This window comes from Psychrobacter sp. BF1, from assembly GCF_019279065.1.
GTDB lineage: Bacteria > Pseudomonadota > Gammaproteobacteria > Pseudomonadales > Moraxellaceae > Psychrobacter > Psychrobacter urativorans.
In genome coordinates this window covers 431,067-448,233 of sequence record NZ_JAGYWV010000002.1, presented here as the reverse complement: position 1 = coordinate 448,233, position 17,167 = coordinate 431,067, and the positions used below count along the sequence as shown (strand labels likewise).

The following is a 17,167-nucleotide window of genomic DNA, read 5'->3' as shown; positions in this document are numbered from 1 at the left end:
CGTACAAAATGAGTAAGCGCTGTCTTATCAATACGAACTAAAACTGATTCAATAGGTAGTAATAAGGAGTTTGCATGAGGATTGTAGTTTGTGACGATGAGCCTTTAGCGCGCGAGCGTTTAGTCAGAATCGTACAAGAGTCAGGACATCAAGTGGTGGCTCAAGCTACGACTGGCAAAGAAGCTATTAATGCCGTAAAGGAACAGCAGCCTGATGTGATTCTTTTGGATATTCGCATGCCTGAAATGGATGGAGTAACTTGCGCCCAAGGGTTGAATAAACTGCAACATCCGCCAGCTATCATATTCGTTACCGCTTACGATCACTATGCCATCATTGCATTCAAAGCTAATGCTATTGGTTACTTGCTAAAACCTGCCAATAAAGACGAACTTTTAGAGGCGCTTAGTAAAGCTAAAAATTTAAATGCGGCGCAACTGAATGAAATTCGCAAACTTGAAGATCCTACGGCGCGACCTATTCGCGAACATATTGCGGCGCGTACTCATCGCGGTGTTGAGCTGATTAAGTTGGAAGATATCTATTATTTTACTGCTGATCAAAAATACGTCAAAGTTCGTCACAAAGAGGGTGTTGTACTGATAGATGATACCCTAAAAGAGCTTGAACAAGAGTTTGGTGACCGTCTGTTCCGGGTCCATCGTAATGCTATTATTAACCTAAGCTTTCTGGATTATCTAGAGACCGTTGATTCTGGCCAGTATCAAGTGCGTTTTAAGGGTATCGATGAAAATCTAGCGGTTAGTCGTCGCCACTTACCAGCATTAAGAGAAAAAATCCAAAGCATGTAAATGTTTTTTTACTAATTTTAAGCTACTAAATAGTAAATAACTTGATATTGATGGCGGTTGTTGCGCTGTAAAGTCATTAAACAATCCTGTCGTATCATCAAACCCTTATTTATGTTTAAATAGGGGTATTTTTCTGTGCCACTATATATTTTCCTATATCTATTTTATATAACTCGTTGTTTTTTAACACTATATAGCACTTATTCTATTGAGGCCTATAATGAGTATTGTCCAGTCATTACCTTTAACTACTCTAAATATTGCCACTCGTCAAAGCCCCTTGGCTCTATGGCAAGCCGAGCACATACGTGATCGCTTGTTGGCCTTATATCCTGAGATGACCATCAATTTACTAAAAATCGTCACGAAAGGTGACAAGATTTTGGATACGCCACTAGCGAAAATTGGTGGTAAAGGGTTATTTGTCAAAGAGCTGGAACAAGCGTTATATGAAAACCAGGCAGATATCGCCGTACATTCTTTAAAGGATGTGCCTATGCAATTGCCAGAAGGGCTGATGTTAGGGGTTTACTGTAAACGTGCTTCACCAACCGATGCTTTTGTGTCCAATACTTATCAAAATATAGATCAATTGCCTCAAGGGGCAGTAGTTGGTACGGCAAGTTTGCGTCGTCAATGCCAGATTAAAGCTTATCGTCCAGATATACAAATCAAAAGCTTGCGTGGCAATGTAGGTACACGCCTGAGTAAGCTGGATGCTGGTGATTATGATGCTATTATATTGGCAACTAGTGGCCTACAGCGCATTGAGTTAGATGCTCGTATACGCAGTGAGCTAGATATTGATACTTGTTTGCCCGCTGTTGGACAAGGCGCTTTAGCAATAGAATGCCGTGAGGAAGACGCTGCAGTATTGGCGTTACTAGCGCCACTAAATGATGACCAAGCCCGTATTCGTTTGATCGCTGAGCGTGCTTTGAATAGACATTTAGAAGGGGGCTGTCAGATACCTATAGCAGCCTTCGCTGTACTACATGATCAGCACGCGACTGACATGAATAATGATGATGAAGGGGATACTTTATGGTTGCGCGGACGAGTTGGACAACCGGATGGTAGCCAGCTGCTAAAATCTGAAAAGCGCACTATTTTAAGTGGGAGTCAAAGCGAAAAAGAAGCGCAAGCGAATCAGTTGGGTATTGAGGTGGCGAAGTTGTTATTAGCCCAAGGTGCTGGCGTTATATTATCAGAGATTTATCATCCAGAAGCTTAATCATCTATCGGTCGCCATAGTGCAATCGCCACTATACCTTTAGTATAAAAGCGCTAGCTAGTGAGTACAGACTAGTCATTCACTATTAGCGTAAAATGGGTTATCGGTCATGGCATCTTAATAACATGGTGTCTTAATAGTAGGGTGTCTTAATGGATAATCTATTAGCGCAAAAAGTAGCGAAGCCGATGGTCATCAATACTCGACCCGTAGAGCGCGCCGCACCTTTGACTCAGTGTTTGCAAGCGGCAGGGTTTGAGGTTATTGATATGCCAATGCTAGCATTGCAAGTCAGAGCCATTACTGCAACTGATGTAGATATTATGCGTGCTTGGCTGGCAGGAGAGTATCAAGCTTTAGTAATCGTCAGCCCTACAGCGGCGGCGGCGGGCTTAGCTCTATGGCAATCACTTGTTGCCCAGCCAAAGCATAATAAAGCCAATGAAAACCTAGCGCTTGCTAGTAGCCGCAGTTCGCAAGATAGTGATATGGTCAGCAGTACTGACTCTAGTTTGAGGGCTTATGATAGTTCAAATACTGAAGTTAATTTAGATATTAGCAACAGTCAGCTCAGTCAATTGACCGCACCTAGTGAGCTGATTGCGGTAGGGACGGCTACTGCTGAAGTACTACAACAAGCCCATCTGGCTATCAACAGTTACCAAGTGCGCCAGCCGACTATTGCCAATAATGAAGGCATGTTGGCAATGCCAGAAATTGATGGTTTGCGCGCGGGTGATAAGCTGCTGGTGTGGCGTGGTTTAGGGGGTAGACGACTATTAGTAGATACTTTACAAGCACGTGGGGTAACTATCGATAGTATCGCTTGGTACCAACGCACTATACCCAATGAGGCGGCAGCAAACTATCTGCATTGGTGGCAGCAGCACTCATTATCGCAGCCAGCAAAACCGCTACTACCAGTCTCAGCAGAATACTCACCAAGAACTATAGTCATTATCAGCAGCGGTAGTGCATTTGAGAATTGGCAACAAGTGGTTAGCCAAGCGCAGCTTTCTAGCCCAGATCTTGCTATCAATAGCGCTAAGCAATTAAATAGTGACCTGCCCAAATTGACAGATTTTATTTATGTGGTCTTGGGTGTGCGCTTAGCTGCAATGCTTGCTGAGCAGCAGCTTGATTACTTACAAGTAGAGGATCTGTTGCCGGCTACTATTGTTGCTGCCATTCAACATGCTGATTGAAAGCTTACTCTAAGTAGTTATAAACTTATCATTTACGGTGCTAGCCATGTCAACCGAATCTAAGCCATCATCCAAAATGCCAACTGCTGGACAGCAGCGGCAGCAGGCAAATATCTTATTACTGCGTCTACAGTGGTTGATTATTCTATTATTAATCATAGCTTTAGCGTGGCTATATATTAGTCAGCAACGCTTCCAAAATCAAGTCAATGAGCGTTTTAAAAGCAAAGAGCTGGTGACTACTCGCTTAAATGAAATGGATGATCGCTTATTCGCCATCAGTCAGCAGGCGCTACCAACCCCTAGCACTGCTATCGGTAATCAAGCGCAAAATCAGCTGAACTTATTACGTATTCAACTACAAGCTACTGATAGCTTACTAGTTAATAACGACTATAAAGCAGCGATCGATTTACTGCGAGGCTTACAGTGGCAATTGTCACAGAATGCTAATGAGATTGCACCGGCATTAACCGTAGTGATTAAGCAAAGTCTCAGTGAAGACATTGAGCATTTGCAAGCGCAAAGTGCCCAGCCTAGCTCTTGGCAACTACAGAATCTAGCGATTCAAAATATTCAAGAATTCTTGCATAGTTATGAGGGTAGTACTAGGCAAAATGCTACCAATCCCAATAGTGCTAAGTCAATAAATAATAATAAGACAGTGCAACCACCGAGTAACTTATTAACGCGGCAACAGTTAACTATTCATGAAGTGATCATGACTCTCAATTTGGCCATTCAAGCCAGCAATATGCGTGAACAAGATCAACTGGCAAATTACCTATTGCAAGCACGGACGCAACTGCAGACCCTAACCGGCAAGGTAGCTACTAGCCAACAATTAACAAAACCATCTTTACCCGCCATAGCGAAAACTAAAACAGTAGAAGATAACCCAGTAGACCTCTCAGAAACCGATGGTTTAGATAGTATGGCAACCCCGACTAATATAGCAGAAGTTATCGTCTGGCTCGATAAGCTATTGGCCAATGCACCGACCCCGACCCCGTTAGTAACGGCGCAGATATTACAACAACCTAAAGGTCGAAATGACAAATAAAGTAGGTATTTTATGACTAATAGCCCCATTGTTAATCCCAGTAATGTTGGCCTCAATACTAATACTAATACTAATACTAGTGCTAGTAAGAGTGCTGATTCAGCAACATCATCGCTGCCAATTACTACTATTCACGCTATTCCTGAGAGCTTAGCAAATTATGCGGTAATCCATCAGCAGGCTGTACAGTGGGGTGAGATGGATGCCTTTAATCACCTCAACAACGTAGTCTATTATCGTTATGCGGAGTCGGCACGGATTACTTACTTACAAACGCTAGGTATGTTTGATGGCAGTATGATTACTATGCTGGCGCAATCAAGTTGCCAATATTTGCGACCAGTGACTTATCCTGATACCTTATTATTAGGGGTGCGCTGCCAACGTTTGGGTAATACTAGTATCGTTATAGAATATGCTTACTATAGCTGTGAGCAACAAGTAATCGTTGCTAATGCGGAAGCGGTCATCGTTCGTCTAGACAGTTCAGGCAGCAAAAAACTACCTTGGACAGCGGCTGAACGCCAAAGATTATTAGCACTAGAGCAAGACTTTGGTCATACGCCACAAGTATAAAAAGTTGAAGAGTTCGCTAGATTAATCAGCCTGTCATAAGCTTGATAACAGCCGTTAATAAAAAAGGCAGGCTAACTTTAGTTAACCTGCCTTTTTTGATATTTGTTAGATTTTGAAGTTTTTAATGGTTAGTCGTGAGAAGGGGAATTAACAAAATCGACCACGTTTAATTCAAACCCTGATAAGGCATAGAACTTCATAGGCGAGGACAGTAAGCGCATATCACGGACGCCTAAATGACGTAGGATTTGGGCGCCAACTCCGATACTACGATAGGGCTGCTGAGTAATAGTTGATAACGACTTATTATCATCTGCTTTATCCAGCGCTTCTCCTAAATCGATAGGCTGATGGCTACCAATCCAGACCAAAACGCCACGTTCAGAGGCACTGATTTCTTGTAGAGCCGATTGCACGCTCCAACCACTACGACCTGTTGTGTCATTCTTGGCTGCGAACAAATCGCGTAAGGGATGAAAACCATGTACACGTACTGTACTTACGCCAGCGCTCACATCTCCTTTAACTAGGGCTAAATGAGTCTCATCAGCCCCAAACTCGCGGAAACGGTGCAGAGTAAAAGTACCGTATTCAGTCTCAAAAGCACGAGTCTCTATCTCTTCTACGGTCTGCTCATTAGCAATACGATAGTTGATCAAATCAGCGATAGTACCTATTTTTATATCATGCTCTTTGGCAAACACTTCTAGATCATCACGGCGCGCCATAGTACCATCAGGATTGATGATTTCGACGATAACTGCTGCTGGCTCAAGCCCTGCTAAGCGTGCAAGGTCACAGCCTGCTTCAGTATGGCCAGCGCGATGTAATACTCCACCATTTTGTGCCATGATTGGAAAAATATGCCCAGGCTGAACAATATCTTCAGGTTTAGCTGATGAAGCGACAGCGGCTTGAATAGTACGCGCGCGATCTGCAGCAGAAATACCAGTAGTTACCCCTTCGGCGGCCTCAATAGATACCGTAAAGTTGGTGCTGAACTTTGCCTCATTGCGATCTGACATTAAAGGTAGAGCGAGCTGCTGACAGCGTGCTTGCGATAAGGTCAGGCATACTAAGCCACGAGCGTGGGTAATCATGAAGTTGATGTCTTCTGGACGCACATGAGTAGCGGCCATAATAAGATCACCTTCGTTTTCACGATCTTCATCATCCATTAATATAACCATCTTGCCAGCACGGATGTCTTCAATAATTTCAGGAACAGTATTTAAACTCATAAAAGTCTCTATATTTCGTTATTTATCATTATTTAAAAAGCGTAAGGGAATGGCTATGTAGCTATTGTAACAGCTGGCTATATGAGCTGCTGTAAGCATTAATAAATAGTAGTCATTAGTCTTTTTTATTATTAGGGTGGCGAGTTGTTATTGGTCTTGTTATAAGGTGAAGACTCAAACTTAAAGACTTATTAATTACCATAAAGTTATGTTAATAAAAATTATTAGCATATTCTAGCTTGTTTCAGTAGCTACTGCTGCTCCATCGTTAGACCCTTGGGTTTACTGTTTTATTCTATTTCAGCTGTTAGGCCTTGTAAGCGATTAATAACTAGTTCTAGTTCAGTCATTACTGGCAGCTTGGCTTTTTAGCCACTCTATGAACTGCTTACTATGCTGCTCACGTTGATTATCAGCGTACTTATAAAACTGGGTGTTTATTAAAGAATCAGGTAGATAAGATTGCGCATAGTAGTGATTAGGATAATTATGTGGATAAGCATAGCCAACCCCGTAGCCTTGATCACGCATCAGTTTAGTGACCCCATTACGCAGATGTAAGGGTACAGCAGAGGCATCAGTCTCAGCAAGTTTCATTGCTTCATTGATAGCCTGGTAAGTGCTGTTACTTTTGGCACTAGTGGCTAGATATACTACCACTTGACCTAAGATAATACGGGACTCAGGCATACCAATAGACTGCACACTACGCAAGGCCGCATCGGCAAGAAGCAGGGCGTTTGGGTTCGCATTACCGATATCTTCGCTGGCCAAAATCACCAAACGCCGAGCGATAAAGTCAGCTGGTTCGCCAGCAACTAACATTCTTGCCATCCAATATAGTGCAGCGTCAGGATCTGAGCCACGCACTGATTTGATCATCGCAGATATAATGTCATAGTGCTGCTCACCGTCTTTATCGTAACGTACTAGTGCCGTTTGCGCCACACGACCAACCAATTGGTTATCAATAACAATAGGGGCTTGTGACCCTTGGGTGCTAGCCGTATTGTCAGCAGTTTGTACCGCTAGCTCCAACAGATTTAGTGCCTTACGAGCGTCACCATGAGATAACTGATTAATGAAGTCTGATGCTTGCAAATCAATATTTAGCGACTTTAATACTTTGTCTGTACTGATAGCCCGCTGTAATACAACGGCAATTTGCTCAGCGTTTAGTGGCTCTAAGCGATAAACTTGGCAGCGTGATAACAGCGCATTGTTGACACTAAAAGAGGGGTTTTCTGTAGTTGCGCCAATTAAAGTAATATCACCTGATTCTACCGCCCCTAACAAGGCATCTTGCTGGGCTTTATTAAAACGGTGAATTTCATCAATAAAAACTACTGGCGACTCAAAGCTTAATGAGTCCTTAGTATCTAATACTTCTCGCAGCTGTTTTACCCCAGTATTTAACGCTGATAAAGCATGAAAGGGGCGGCCTACTGCAGCGGCCAATAGCATCGCGATAGTAGTTTTTCCGATACCCGCTTCACCATGTAATATAATCGATGGCAGATGATTACGTTCAACCAAGCGTCGCAAAGGTGCGCCGACTGCTAGTAGATGTTCTTGGCCAACAATAGCTTCTAGCGTAGTTGGACGCATGCGCTGGGCAAGCGGTGTATCAGAATGAAAAGATGCAGACATAAGATTCTCTAGCTTATGGATAAAATAGAATTTTTGCCATTATTGGAGCTGTGTAGATTTCTGTACTAACAATAAGCATAGCGGTTGTGTTGCCCATAGGCAAAGTAGTGCTCTGCTTATTGAGTTCCTTAAGGCTAATAATAAAATCGCTGGTAGAGGCTTATAGCTATTAGATTGTCACTATAGCAACCATCAGCAATGAGGATTTATAAATTTTATACAATTGTTTAACTGATATTAGGGCATATTGAGTATTCACAAGTCAGCTGCTTTTGGGTTGCTAAATTAAAAAGGTGTTATCGATGGTTTCTCGTCATGCGCTTAGCTTAGCGCTTAAGCAACAGTGGCAAGCGTTTGAGGCTAAGCCACAATCTCGTTATTTAACCTCAGGCGAGATAGCTTTGGCTTATTCAGTTTTTGCCGATAGTTTAGATGTTTCTGAGATACAGCTTAAAACAGCTTGGTGGGTACTCAAAAACTATGCTGTTAGTCCGAATGGTAATATCTATTTTCATCCAGCGGATTGGTGCCCTGACTTCAGTACAGTGTCTATTGGCAAGCAGAGCTGGCTGATTCATGAGTTGACCCATGTTTGGCAATTGCAGCGTGGTTTAAAGGTAGTGCGCGGCGCAATAATCAACCGTCGTTACAACTATATATTACAAACCGGCAAGTCTTTTTTTAACTACGGTATTGAACAGCAAGCGCGCATAGTACAAGACTATTTTGTACGACGTCAGTTGGGAGAGGACTGTAAAGAGTTAGAGGACTGCATTCCGTTTTTGCAAGCTAAAACCGATAATCCTAGTCAAGCTACCGATAACTCGTTTACGATTTAACGGCTCTATTTAAGCTATGTATTCGACTACTATTTTCGGTAAGCTTAGTTGAACGAATGACTTTATTTAGTTAAGGTAGTCAATAATTATATTGATTGAACAGATTTTTGTTCTGTATTTAGCTAAAAATAATTTCTTGTTGAAAGATATTTTAGCTACTTATAATCATTTAAAATTTTTAAACCGTCAATTAGGAGTGCCATTGTGATCTTTAAATTATCAACACTGTTAACAGCTATGCTAACGGGGACACTATTATTGACCGGTTGTCAGCAGCAATCTGCATCAGTGAACGATGATAAAGACAGCCAAACTAGTGAGCAAGTGGATGCCGAGGATAATAAGAAGGCGGTGCAAAGTGACTCGGCTAAAGCACGTATCGAGCAATTCCAACCTTTATATGTTGCTGAGGTAATGAGTCTACAGCGTCGCTTGCAAGCAGAGTATGATGCCTTTGAAGCCGCTGATACCTCAGTTGATGAGACTAGCTTATTGAATACTGATCCGCTTGCTACTGACGATAAAAACCCTACTGCTAGCAAAACTGAGCCAGTAATTCCACTAGCGCTCGACAGTAAAACTGGTAATAATCCTAAAACTATAGAACCTGATACTAGCGCTAATACTGAAATAAATACTAGCACTGAGATAGGTGAACGTGATCTTGAAGTGCTAAAACTTATCAGCTTGGAGCCGCAACAGCCTAGAATACTGACAGAATCTCAGGCTACTAAACGTTATCAGCAAGCTATGAAAGCCTTGTATCAACCAGTAACGACTGAACTGACCGCCCAAGAAATAGATACTTTGATCACTATAAGTACTCTGCTACCGCAGTTGTTCGAACATGAAGAGATTGCCCAACGGGTTAATGCCAAAAGCCCAGCACTGGCACGGTTGATTGTGCAGTATCAAGTAGGTAAGCAAATAGAAGCCCAACAAGTTTTGGATATGCAGCAGATGAAAGTAACCCAACAACAAGAGTTTGAAGGGTTAATGTCAAAGTTTAATGAAACTATTAAAGGCTACGATGAGCAGATCGCTAAATATGAGCAGACTCTAAAAGATTTTAAGTAGTTAGTTCTGACAGTCATTACTGAGTGCGCTAGTGATTCAGCAAATGTAGAAGCCCAAAACGATATTGAAGCTATATAGTAGGTAAGGCGTTAAGCAAAATTATGCTCAATTCATTAAAGGGTAGGCATATCTGTTAACTAAGCTTAAACACTATAGAGAATAGAAAATAGAGACTATAGCCCATAAATACTAGTTAAAAATATGCATTGAGTATATCTGTTTGGTAAAAGGAAAGTGTGGTAAAACAAAGCGATAGCAAGACTTATGACAATGGTGAAAACATAGGCAGTAATTACTAATGGAGACTAAATAACTACTGGTATAAAACCCCAGTTCACAAACATAATACTGCTATTAAGACAATAAAGTTCTAGAAAATGGTTTTGCGCTCTTAACTCACTAGTTAGTATCAAAATACTATCTATAATTTCATTCATTTTTTAAAAAATTAACAGAGTCATCATAATATGTCATGTCAATTAATTGATTAGCATCTTTAGGTAATGTATCCGAAGAGTAGTCAGTGATATCTCTGTTGCCAAAATTATAACTGACACCAAGAAGCTGCTTGTCACATTTTATACATTGATATTTATTACCCTTTATGCCAATAGGAATTGCTATAGATTTGCAAGGACAATTAACACTGTGCTCTTTTAAAAGCATTACATTCATAAGCATTGGGTCACTAGTATCACCCTTATAATCCACTTTGGATTTATAACTGAATAGCGACATAAGCCTTTTAGTGAAATCCATGAGAACCTTATTGAAACTGTTGCTTTAACTAAGTTTACTGTATGCTCTACAGATCCTGTAAATTAGACTATATCCTATACCTAATATGAGCTTAATGATAATAATTATTATGCCAATATCATTGAGAAGCTACAGAATAATGATAATAATGAAGCTTTAAAAATACTTCGAAACGGCACTTACTAATCCCGCATCGGCAGTATTTGTTATAATTAGTTACTCAGTATACGACTGTAAGTATTGCTAGCCAAGCTATATGCATTTTGCAGATTACAGGCAACAGTATGTTATTGACGGTCAAATCAGTGCAGCTTTAAGCAGATAATGGTTACATTCTGAGTCAAATAAATATTTCAATAAAAGTAATGAATAACTTCGTTGGCTTCCATTACACACTCAAACAGAGCCAAAAAATCCCGCACATGGCGGGATTTTTTGATTTAACAATAGGCTTAATAGAAAGTCATAGCCTTACTTACGATCTTTAACTTCTACGAAGTCACGATGAGTCTCACCAGTGTACAACTGACGCGGACGACCGATTTTGAACGGTGCGCTATGCATCTCAAGCCAATGGCTGATCCAACCTGAAGTGCGAGCCAATGAGAAAATAACTGTAAACATTGAAGTTGGGATACCTATGGCTTTTAGAATAATACCAGAGTAAAAATCAACGTTTGGATATAAGTTACGCTCAATGAAGAACGGATCTTCTAAAGCGATTTTCTCTAGAGCCATAGCCAATTCAAGCTTAGGATCGTTAATACCTAGAGCAGTAAGTACTTCATCACAAGTCTCTTTCAATACTTGTGCGCGTGGATCGAAGTTCTTGTAGACACGATGACCAAAGCCCATTAGTTTCACTTCACGGCTTTTTACTTTTTCCATAAAGGCTGGTACGTTTTCTACGGTACCGATCTCATCCAACATCTCTAGGACTGCTTCGTTAGCCCCACCGTGTGATGGACCCCAAAGTGCAGCAATACCAGCAGCGATACAAGCATAAGGATTTGCGCCGGTTGAGCCAGCCAAACGTACAGTAGACGTTGAAGCGTTTTGCTCATGATCAGCATGCAAAGTAAAGATTTTGTCCATGGCTTTGGCGATGATTGGATTAACCTTGAAATCAACGTCAGCAGGAGTAGCAAACATCATGTAAACGAAGTTTTCAGCATAATTCAAATCATTACGCGGGTACATGAAAGGTTCGCCTTTTGAGTATTTATAACTCATAGCAGCAAGGGTTGGCATCTTTGCAATCAAACGAATAGCAGTAATTTCGCGATGATGCTCATTATCGACATCTAAGCCTTCATGATAGAACGCTGATAAAGCACCAACGACACCAACCATGATAGCCATAGGATGCGCGTCACGACGGAAACCTTCAAAGAATTTACGTAATTGATCATGTACTGCTGAATGCTTACGAACCTTTTCATAGAAGTCTGCTTTTTGCTCAGCATTGGGCAGTTCGCCATGAACAAGCGCATAGGCCACTTCTAAGTATTCAGCGTTGTTAGCCAATTGATCGATAGGATAGCCGCGATATAGTAGTTCGCCTTTACCACCGTCAATAAAAGTTATTTTTGATTCAACAGGAGCAGTTACTTTAAACCCAGGATCATAAGACCAGTAGCCGGCTTCTTGTAAAGCAGCAATATCTAGAACCGGGCGCCCTAAAGACCCCTTGATAACTGGAAATTGGTATTCCTTACCGTCTACATTTAGTGTGGCGTTATTATTAGCTTTGATGTTATCAGCCATAAGTTCCTCTCTATTGGTTTTACATTATTAGCATAAAATACTGGCGATATATGATTATTACATCATGGCCAGATAAACGAACAAACGAACAAACTTAACTATGCTTAGATTGAAGCTATATTAGCAGTAAAGAGTAATGGTTTGAAAAGACTTTTACTAGTAAATCCTCTAATTCACGTGGTTTAATGGGCTTTGCAGCTACTAATTTTTGTATCAAAATATGTCTACTTAGTAATTTTAACTGTTTTCTAATGTTAAGCAGTAGTTAAAAAATCCTCTTTAGCTAAATAACCACGCTATATAATTAGTAAGATTTTATTAACTATTATAATTATTATCAAAGCTAGCATAGACAGGATATGCTCAACAGCGAAACACTGAAGCAATAATTCAGCGCAAGTGGCATATAATAGTAGCGGCTGAATTTTCTAAATCCAAACTATTTTTGATTCTCTAAAGTATATTCGGTATTTAGGGGATAAATTTGTATTTCAGGCATAAGCATTTTATAATTGGCATAATTTGGCTGATACTAAAGATGCGCAAATAAAAAGTATCTGCTTTAGTTTTAATACTTTATTTTAGCTTGTTAGTAATTGCTGTAAAAACTTATACTTTGTTACGATTAATTGACTAATTTATAGCTTTAACAACGGTTTACGCCTTGAATGTTGAGCCCGATTATCCTATTTTGATAGTGCTGGCTATTTAGTCCTACTTAACAAAAGATGACAAATAAAAGTTATCTTTTTTGCGTTAAAGGGCATAGACAAGATTTAATTAACACTATTATAGAATGGTCACTTGATAATAATGACTGTTATGAATATCAGATTAGTTCTGTTAGTTATTCATAATGAGTTACAGTGCTGCTTATAAATAAATTAGACAAAATTAATTTGCGCAAAGTTAGTAAAGTCAGCTAGCTCTTCCTTATTTTATTCGTCCTGTGTAGTGTTAAGTGTGTTTGTAGACGATCATCAAACCATAAGCAGCTACCGGATATAACCACAAAAGGATGCCCGCTGTGAAAAGCAACCGCCCCATAGATCTGCCTTTGAGCCAAGTGATTAGCGTCAATGCAAAGTCGCCTATTGCCGTAGCTTCAATTCTACATCGCGTCTCTGGCATTGTTTTATTTTTACTTATTCCTGTCATGCTTTGGCTATTACAGACTTCATTAGCCTCGCCTGAAAGCTTTGAGACCGTTTTTGATAACGTTCTTGTGCGTTTTGTGGCTTGGATATTCGTCGCCGCTATTGCTTATCATTTTGTGATGGGCATGAAGCATTTATTAGCTGACATGGGTATGAATGAGAGCTTAAAATCTGGCCGCACAGCTGCTGTTGTTGGTTTTGTCATCGCCGCGATCTTGATTGCCGCGTCATTTGTATGGGTGATGTTCTAATGATCAAAAATGATTCAGGAATTAAAAGCGCCACTGGTTTAACTGGCTCAGGATCACGCGATTGGATAGTGCAACGCTTCGGTGCTGTGGTATTAGCCGTCTATAGTGTCGTGCTGCTAGGGTTCTTTTTAACGCACAGTGATGTCAGCTTCATTGAATGGTCAGACTTTATGACTAGCTTGCCAATGCGCTTATTTAGTTTAGTGGCTATTATTGCACTGGCTGGCCATGCATGGGTAGGGATGTGGACAGTATTTACTGACTATATTACTACTAATAAGATAGGGCCAAAAGCTAGTGGTCTGCGCCTGATCTTACAAGCTTTGATGATAGCCGCTATTTTAGTTTATGTATTCTGGGGCGTCATGATCTTTTGGGGTAATGGCTTCGGGGTCATTGCGGTTTAACTTTACTAGTTAGAAATATTTTTAATGTATAAATAGTGATGGACTGCCAAGTCAAGTTTATTGAGGATGTGGATGTTTAAAAGCAACTACGCAATACCATATAAGTAAATCAGCATAAGCAACTTGGTAAATATATTATTTGGTAGCCCGTGTATTGACTCCGCAAGCATTAACAAGCATTAGGAAAACCGTAATGGCAACTAGACAAGATAATACTATCAGCAATATAAAAACTCTAAATTACGATGCGATCATCGTTGGTGGTGGCGGGTCAGGTATGCGTGCCTCATTACACCTAGCTGAAGCAGGTATGAATGTCGCGGTACTTACCAAAGTATTTCCAACGCGCTCACACACTGTCGCCGCTCAAGGTGGTATTGGGGCCAGCCTTGGCAACATGAGTAATGATAACTGGCATTTTCACTTTTATGATACTGTCAAAGGTTCAGACTGGTTAGGCGATCAAGACGCTATCGAGTACATGTGCCGCGAAGCACCAAAAGTGGTTTATGAGCTTGAGCATATGGGTATGCCGTTCGATAGAAACGAAGATGGTACGATCTATCAGCGTCCGTTCGGTGGTCATACTTCAAACTATGGTGAAAAAGCCGTACAACGCGCTTGTGCAGCAGCTGACCGTACTGGTCATGCAATGCTACATACTTTATATCAAAAAAACCTTGAACAAGGTACACAATTTTTTATCGAGTGGATTGCGCTTGATTTGATCAAAGATGAAGCCGGTAACATTAATGGCGTTATTGCTCTTGAGCAAGAAACAGGTACAGTCGCCGTATTCCAAGCCCCTATTACTGTATTAGCAACTGGCGGAGCTGGTCGTATTTTTGCCGCCTCTACTAATGCTTATATTAATACTGGTGATGGTATTGGCATGGCGGTTCGTGCTGGTGTCCCTCTACAAGATATGGAGTTCTGGCAGTTTCATCCAACCGGTGTTGCCGGTGCCGGTGTACTGCTGACTGAAGGTTGTCGCGGTGAAGGCGCTATCTTACGCAATAAAGATGGTGAAGCTTTCATGGAGCGTTATGCGCCAACCGTAAAAGACTTGGCGCCTCGTGATTTAGTTTCGCGCTCTATGGATCAAGAAATTAAAGAAGGTCGTGGTTGTGGTCCTAATGGCGATTATATCGTGATGGACATGACGCACTTAGGTGTCGAAACTATTATGAAACGCTTGCCATCAGTGTTCGAGATTGGTAAAAACTTCGCTAACGTAGATATCACTAAAGAGCCTATTCCAGTTATCCCAACCATTCATTATATGATGGGAGGTATTCCTACTACTATCCACGGTCAAGTGATCACCCCTGATCTAGAAGCTGGCACTGATGAAGAGGGCAGATATACTGAAGGCACTGTAGTTAAAGGTCTTTATGCTATTGGTGAATGTGCCTGTGTAAGTGTGCATGGTGCCAACCGTTTAGGCACTAACTCACTGCTTGATTTACTGGTCTTTGGTCGCGCTGCGGGCAAACACATCGTTGACGAATATCATCATGCCGATCATACCTACAAACCGCTTGATCCGCATGTACTTGATTTTACCGTTAACCGTTTAGACAAGTTACAACAATCCACTGAAGGCTACAACGCACAAGATGTGGCTGATGAGATCCGCGAAATCATGCAGAAGCATGCTAGCGTATTCCGTACGCAAGCTATGATGGATGAAGGGGTTGAAAGAATCTTAGCGCTAGGGGATAAGATTGACCAAATCCACCTTACCGATAAGTCACAAGTGTTTAATACTGCGCGTATTGAGGCCTTTGAAGTAGCTAACTTATACGAAGTAGCTAAAGCTACTATGGTATCAGCCGCTCATCGTCATGAAAGCCGTGGTGCGCACAGTGTAGCGGATTATGATCGCCCAGAAGATGATGATTATGCACCAAACGGTCGTAACGACCACGATTGGATGAAGCATACCTTATGGTATTCTAAAGATAATCGGGTGGTTTATAAGCCAGTTCGCACTGTACCCTTGACCGTAGATTATATTGAGCCAAAAGTTCGCGTCTATTAATATTAAGCGTCAACTGATTAGCAGATAAGTAATCATTCATTATTCATTTATTAAAAGATGACCGCCAGCTACAAGTTTATGCCAGCGCCGCGCTTTTATTGATAAGCCTATTGATAAAAGCTGGCGCAACCATAAAGCAATTCTTGTACGCTCGCCCTCACTTAGTGTGGAGTTTAGTATTATGAGCAGAGGTACTCGCACCATCGAAATTTATCGCTACGATCCTGACAAGGACGCAGCGCCACGTATGCAGACTTATACCATTGAGCTATTAGACTCTGATCGTATGTTACTCGACTTGCTATTACGTCTAAAAAAGCAAGATGAAACTATTACTTTCCGTCGCTCTTGTCGTGAAGGTATCTGTGGCTCTGATGGTATGAACATCAATGGTAAGAACGGTTTGGCTTGCTTGCTGAACATGAATACTTTACCTGAGAAAATTACTATCCGTCCCCTCCCAGGTTTACCTGTAGTGCGTGATTTAGTCGTCGATATGAACCAGTTCTATGAGCAGTATGAAAAGGTTCATCCTTACTTAATCAACGATCAGCCAGCACCACCAACTGAGCGTCTACAGTCGCCTGAACAGCGTGATAAACTTAACGGTCTTTACGAGTGTATCTTATGCGCTTGCTGTTCTACTAGCTGCCCATCATTTTGGTGGAACCCTGATAAATTCTTGGGCCCGTCAGCACTGTTGCATGCTTATCGATTTGTAGCAGATAGCCGTGATAATGATACTCAAGCCCGTTTGGCACGTTTAGATGATCCGTTTAGCTTATTCCGCTGCCGTGGCATCATGAACTGTGTATCAGTGTGTCCTAAAGGTTTAAATCCTACACAAGCGATTGGCCATTTGCGTAATATGCTAATTGACCAAGCAGGGTAGTATCTAGCCAATAGTTGCCGGCAACAGGCAATAGAAGCTATCTAAAAAAACACAGCATAAAACATCGTCAGTAAGCTGGCGGTGTTTTTTTTGGTTTCAGGACATTGAGTAGGGTGTGGTAGACGGCAAGAATCTGCTCTAGATAGTTATTGGCAGCTAGCCCTTGAAATTGATTAGAGTTGTTATGGTCAGC

15 protein-coding genes are annotated in these 17,167 nt (G+C 41.2%); 11 read left to right on the top strand and 4 right to left on the bottom strand.

Annotation, left to right across the window (positions count from 1 at the left end):
* Positions 1-74: 74 nt before the first annotated feature.
* The 5 genes from KZA12_RS04785 to KZA12_RS04765 all read left to right on the top strand — a co-directional run bounded on the left by KZA12_RS04785 (position 75) and on the right by KZA12_RS04765 (position 4,890).
* Positions 75-812, top strand: a complete 738-nt coding sequence (locus tag KZA12_RS04785) for a LytTR family DNA-binding domain-containing protein (protein ID WP_201621573.1) — start codon at positions 75-77, stop codon at positions 810-812.
* 220 nt (positions 813-1,032) lie between these two features.
* Positions 1,033-2,046 carry a hydroxymethylbilane synthase gene (gene hemC, locus KZA12_RS04780; protein WP_218689400.1) on the top strand — a complete coding sequence of 338 codons (1,014 nt, stop codon included), beginning with the start codon at positions 1,033-1,035 and terminating at the stop codon, positions 2,044-2,046.
* A gap of 152 nt (positions 2,047-2,198) precedes the next feature.
* On the top strand, positions 2,199-3,251 hold the full coding sequence (locus tag KZA12_RS04775; RefSeq protein WP_218689399.1) for a uroporphyrinogen-III synthase: 1,053 nt from the start codon (positions 2,199-2,201) through the stop codon (positions 3,249-3,251).
* A 46-nt stretch (positions 3,252-3,297) separates the two neighbouring features.
* Positions 3,298-4,314, top strand: a complete 1,017-nt coding sequence (locus KZA12_RS04770) for a hypothetical protein (RefSeq protein WP_218689398.1) — start codon at positions 3,298-3,300, stop codon at positions 4,312-4,314.
* A 12-nt stretch (positions 4,315-4,326) separates the two neighbouring features.
* A complete protein-coding gene (locus KZA12_RS04765; protein WP_218689397.1) occupies positions 4,327-4,890 on the top strand; it encodes a thioesterase family protein in 564 nt (187 codons plus the stop codon).
* Between the two features lie 128 nt (positions 4,891-5,018).
* Here the strand turns inward: KZA12_RS04765 and ribBA are convergent, their stop codons facing one another.
* Both ribBA and KZA12_RS04755 read right to left on the bottom strand, forming a co-directional pair.
* Positions 5,019-6,131 (bottom strand): bifunctional 3,4-dihydroxy-2-butanone-4-phosphate synthase/GTP cyclohydrolase II, encoded by a 1,113-nt coding sequence (gene ribBA / locus KZA12_RS04760; RefSeq protein ID WP_201621578.1) that lies wholly within the window; start codon positions 6,129-6,131, stop codon positions 5,019-5,021.
* A 342-nt stretch (positions 6,132-6,473) separates the two neighbouring features.
* Positions 6,474-7,781: a replication-associated recombination protein A gene (locus KZA12_RS04755; RefSeq protein WP_218689396.1), complete on the bottom strand. Its 1,308-nt coding sequence runs from the start codon at positions 7,779-7,781 to the stop codon at positions 6,474-6,476.
* A 302-nt stretch (positions 7,782-8,083) separates the two neighbouring features.
* Between KZA12_RS04755 and KZA12_RS04750 the strand changes: the two genes are divergently transcribed.
* The gene (locus KZA12_RS04750) at positions 8,084-8,620 is read left to right on the top strand and encodes a type IV secretion protein Rhs (RefSeq protein ID WP_201621580.1); all 537 of its coding nucleotides are present in this window, start codon (positions 8,084-8,086) and stop codon (positions 8,618-8,620) included.
* A 204-nt stretch (positions 8,621-8,824) separates the two neighbouring features.
* Entirely contained in the window at positions 8,825-9,697 is an 873-nt protein-coding gene (locus tag KZA12_RS04745; RefSeq protein ID WP_218689395.1) for a hypothetical protein, read from the top strand.
* Between the two features lie 429 nt (positions 9,698-10,126).
* Here KZA12_RS04745 and KZA12_RS04740 read toward each other — a convergent pair whose 3' ends face one another.
* Both KZA12_RS04740 and gltA read right to left on the bottom strand, forming a co-directional pair.
* Positions 10,127-10,456, bottom strand: coding sequence for a hypothetical protein (locus KZA12_RS04740; protein ID WP_218689394.1), 330 nt, complete (start codon positions 10,454-10,456; stop codon positions 10,127-10,129).
* A gap of 471 nt (positions 10,457-10,927) precedes the next feature.
* Complete coding sequence (gene gltA, locus KZA12_RS04735) at positions 10,928-12,223, bottom strand: citrate synthase (protein WP_201621584.1); 1,296 nt, start codon at positions 12,221-12,223, stop codon at positions 10,928-10,930.
* A 1,018-nt stretch (positions 12,224-13,241) separates the two neighbouring features.
* Here gltA and sdhC point away from each other — a divergent pair.
* The 4 genes from sdhC to KZA12_RS04715 all read left to right on the top strand — a co-directional run bounded on the left by sdhC (position 13,242) and on the right by KZA12_RS04715 (position 16,974).
* Positions 13,242-13,631, top strand: coding sequence for a succinate dehydrogenase, cytochrome b556 subunit (gene sdhC / locus KZA12_RS04730; protein ID WP_201621585.1), 390 nt, complete (start codon positions 13,242-13,244; stop codon positions 13,629-13,631).
* A 20-nt stretch (positions 13,632-13,651) separates the two neighbouring features.
* Complete coding sequence (gene sdhD / locus KZA12_RS04725; RefSeq protein ID WP_227677108.1) at positions 13,652-14,038, top strand: succinate dehydrogenase, hydrophobic membrane anchor protein; 387 nt, start codon at positions 13,652-13,654, stop codon at positions 14,036-14,038.
* Between the two features lie 193 nt (positions 14,039-14,231).
* Positions 14,232-16,082, top strand: coding sequence for a succinate dehydrogenase flavoprotein subunit (gene sdhA, locus KZA12_RS04720; protein ID WP_201621587.1), 1,851 nt, complete (start codon positions 14,232-14,234; stop codon positions 16,080-16,082).
* A 181-nt stretch (positions 16,083-16,263) separates the two neighbouring features.
* Positions 16,264-16,974, top strand: a complete 711-nt coding sequence (locus KZA12_RS04715) for a succinate dehydrogenase iron-sulfur subunit (RefSeq protein WP_201621588.1) — start codon at positions 16,264-16,266, stop codon at positions 16,972-16,974.
* Positions 16,975-17,167 lie beyond the last annotated feature (193 nt).

Bases quoted from the DNA above. Each gene is read 5' to 3' on its own strand.
- KZA12_RS04785 (WP_201621573.1), top strand. From the start codon at position 75: ATGAGGATTGTAGTTTGTGACGATGAGCCTTTAGCGCGCGAGCGTTTA.
- hemC (WP_218689400.1), top strand. From the start codon at position 1,033: ATGAGTATTGTCCAGTCATTACCTTTAACTACTCTAAATATTGCCACT.
- KZA12_RS04775 (WP_218689399.1), top strand. From the start codon at position 2,199: ATGGATAATCTATTAGCGCAAAAAGTAGCGAAGCCGATGGTCATCAAT.
- KZA12_RS04770 (WP_218689398.1), top strand. From the start codon at position 3,298: ATGTCAACCGAATCTAAGCCATCATCCAAAATGCCAACTGCTGGACAG.
- KZA12_RS04765 (WP_218689397.1), top strand. From the start codon at position 4,327: ATGACTAATAGCCCCATTGTTAATCCCAGTAATGTTGGCCTCAATACT.
- ribBA (WP_201621578.1), bottom strand. From the start codon at position 6,131: ATGAGTTTAAATACTGTTCCTGAAATTATTGAAGACATCCGTGCTGGC.
- KZA12_RS04755 (WP_218689396.1), bottom strand. From the start codon at position 7,781: ATGTCTGCATCTTTTCATTCTGATACACCGCTTGCCCAGCGCATGCGT.
- KZA12_RS04750 (WP_201621580.1), top strand. From the start codon at position 8,084: ATGGTTTCTCGTCATGCGCTTAGCTTAGCGCTTAAGCAACAGTGGCAA.
- KZA12_RS04740 (WP_218689394.1), bottom strand. From the start codon at position 10,456: ATGGATTTCACTAAAAGGCTTATGTCGCTATTCAGTTATAAATCCAAA.
- gltA (WP_201621584.1), bottom strand. From the start codon at position 12,223: ATGGCTGATAACATCAAAGCTAATAATAACGCCACACTAAATGTAGAC.
- sdhC (WP_201621585.1), top strand. From the start codon at position 13,242: ATGCCCGCTGTGAAAAGCAACCGCCCCATAGATCTGCCTTTGAGCCAA.
- sdhA (WP_201621587.1), top strand. From the start codon at position 14,232: ATGGCAACTAGACAAGATAATACTATCAGCAATATAAAAACTCTAAAT.
- KZA12_RS04715 (WP_201621588.1), top strand. From the start codon at position 16,264: ATGAGCAGAGGTACTCGCACCATCGAAATTTATCGCTACGATCCTGAC.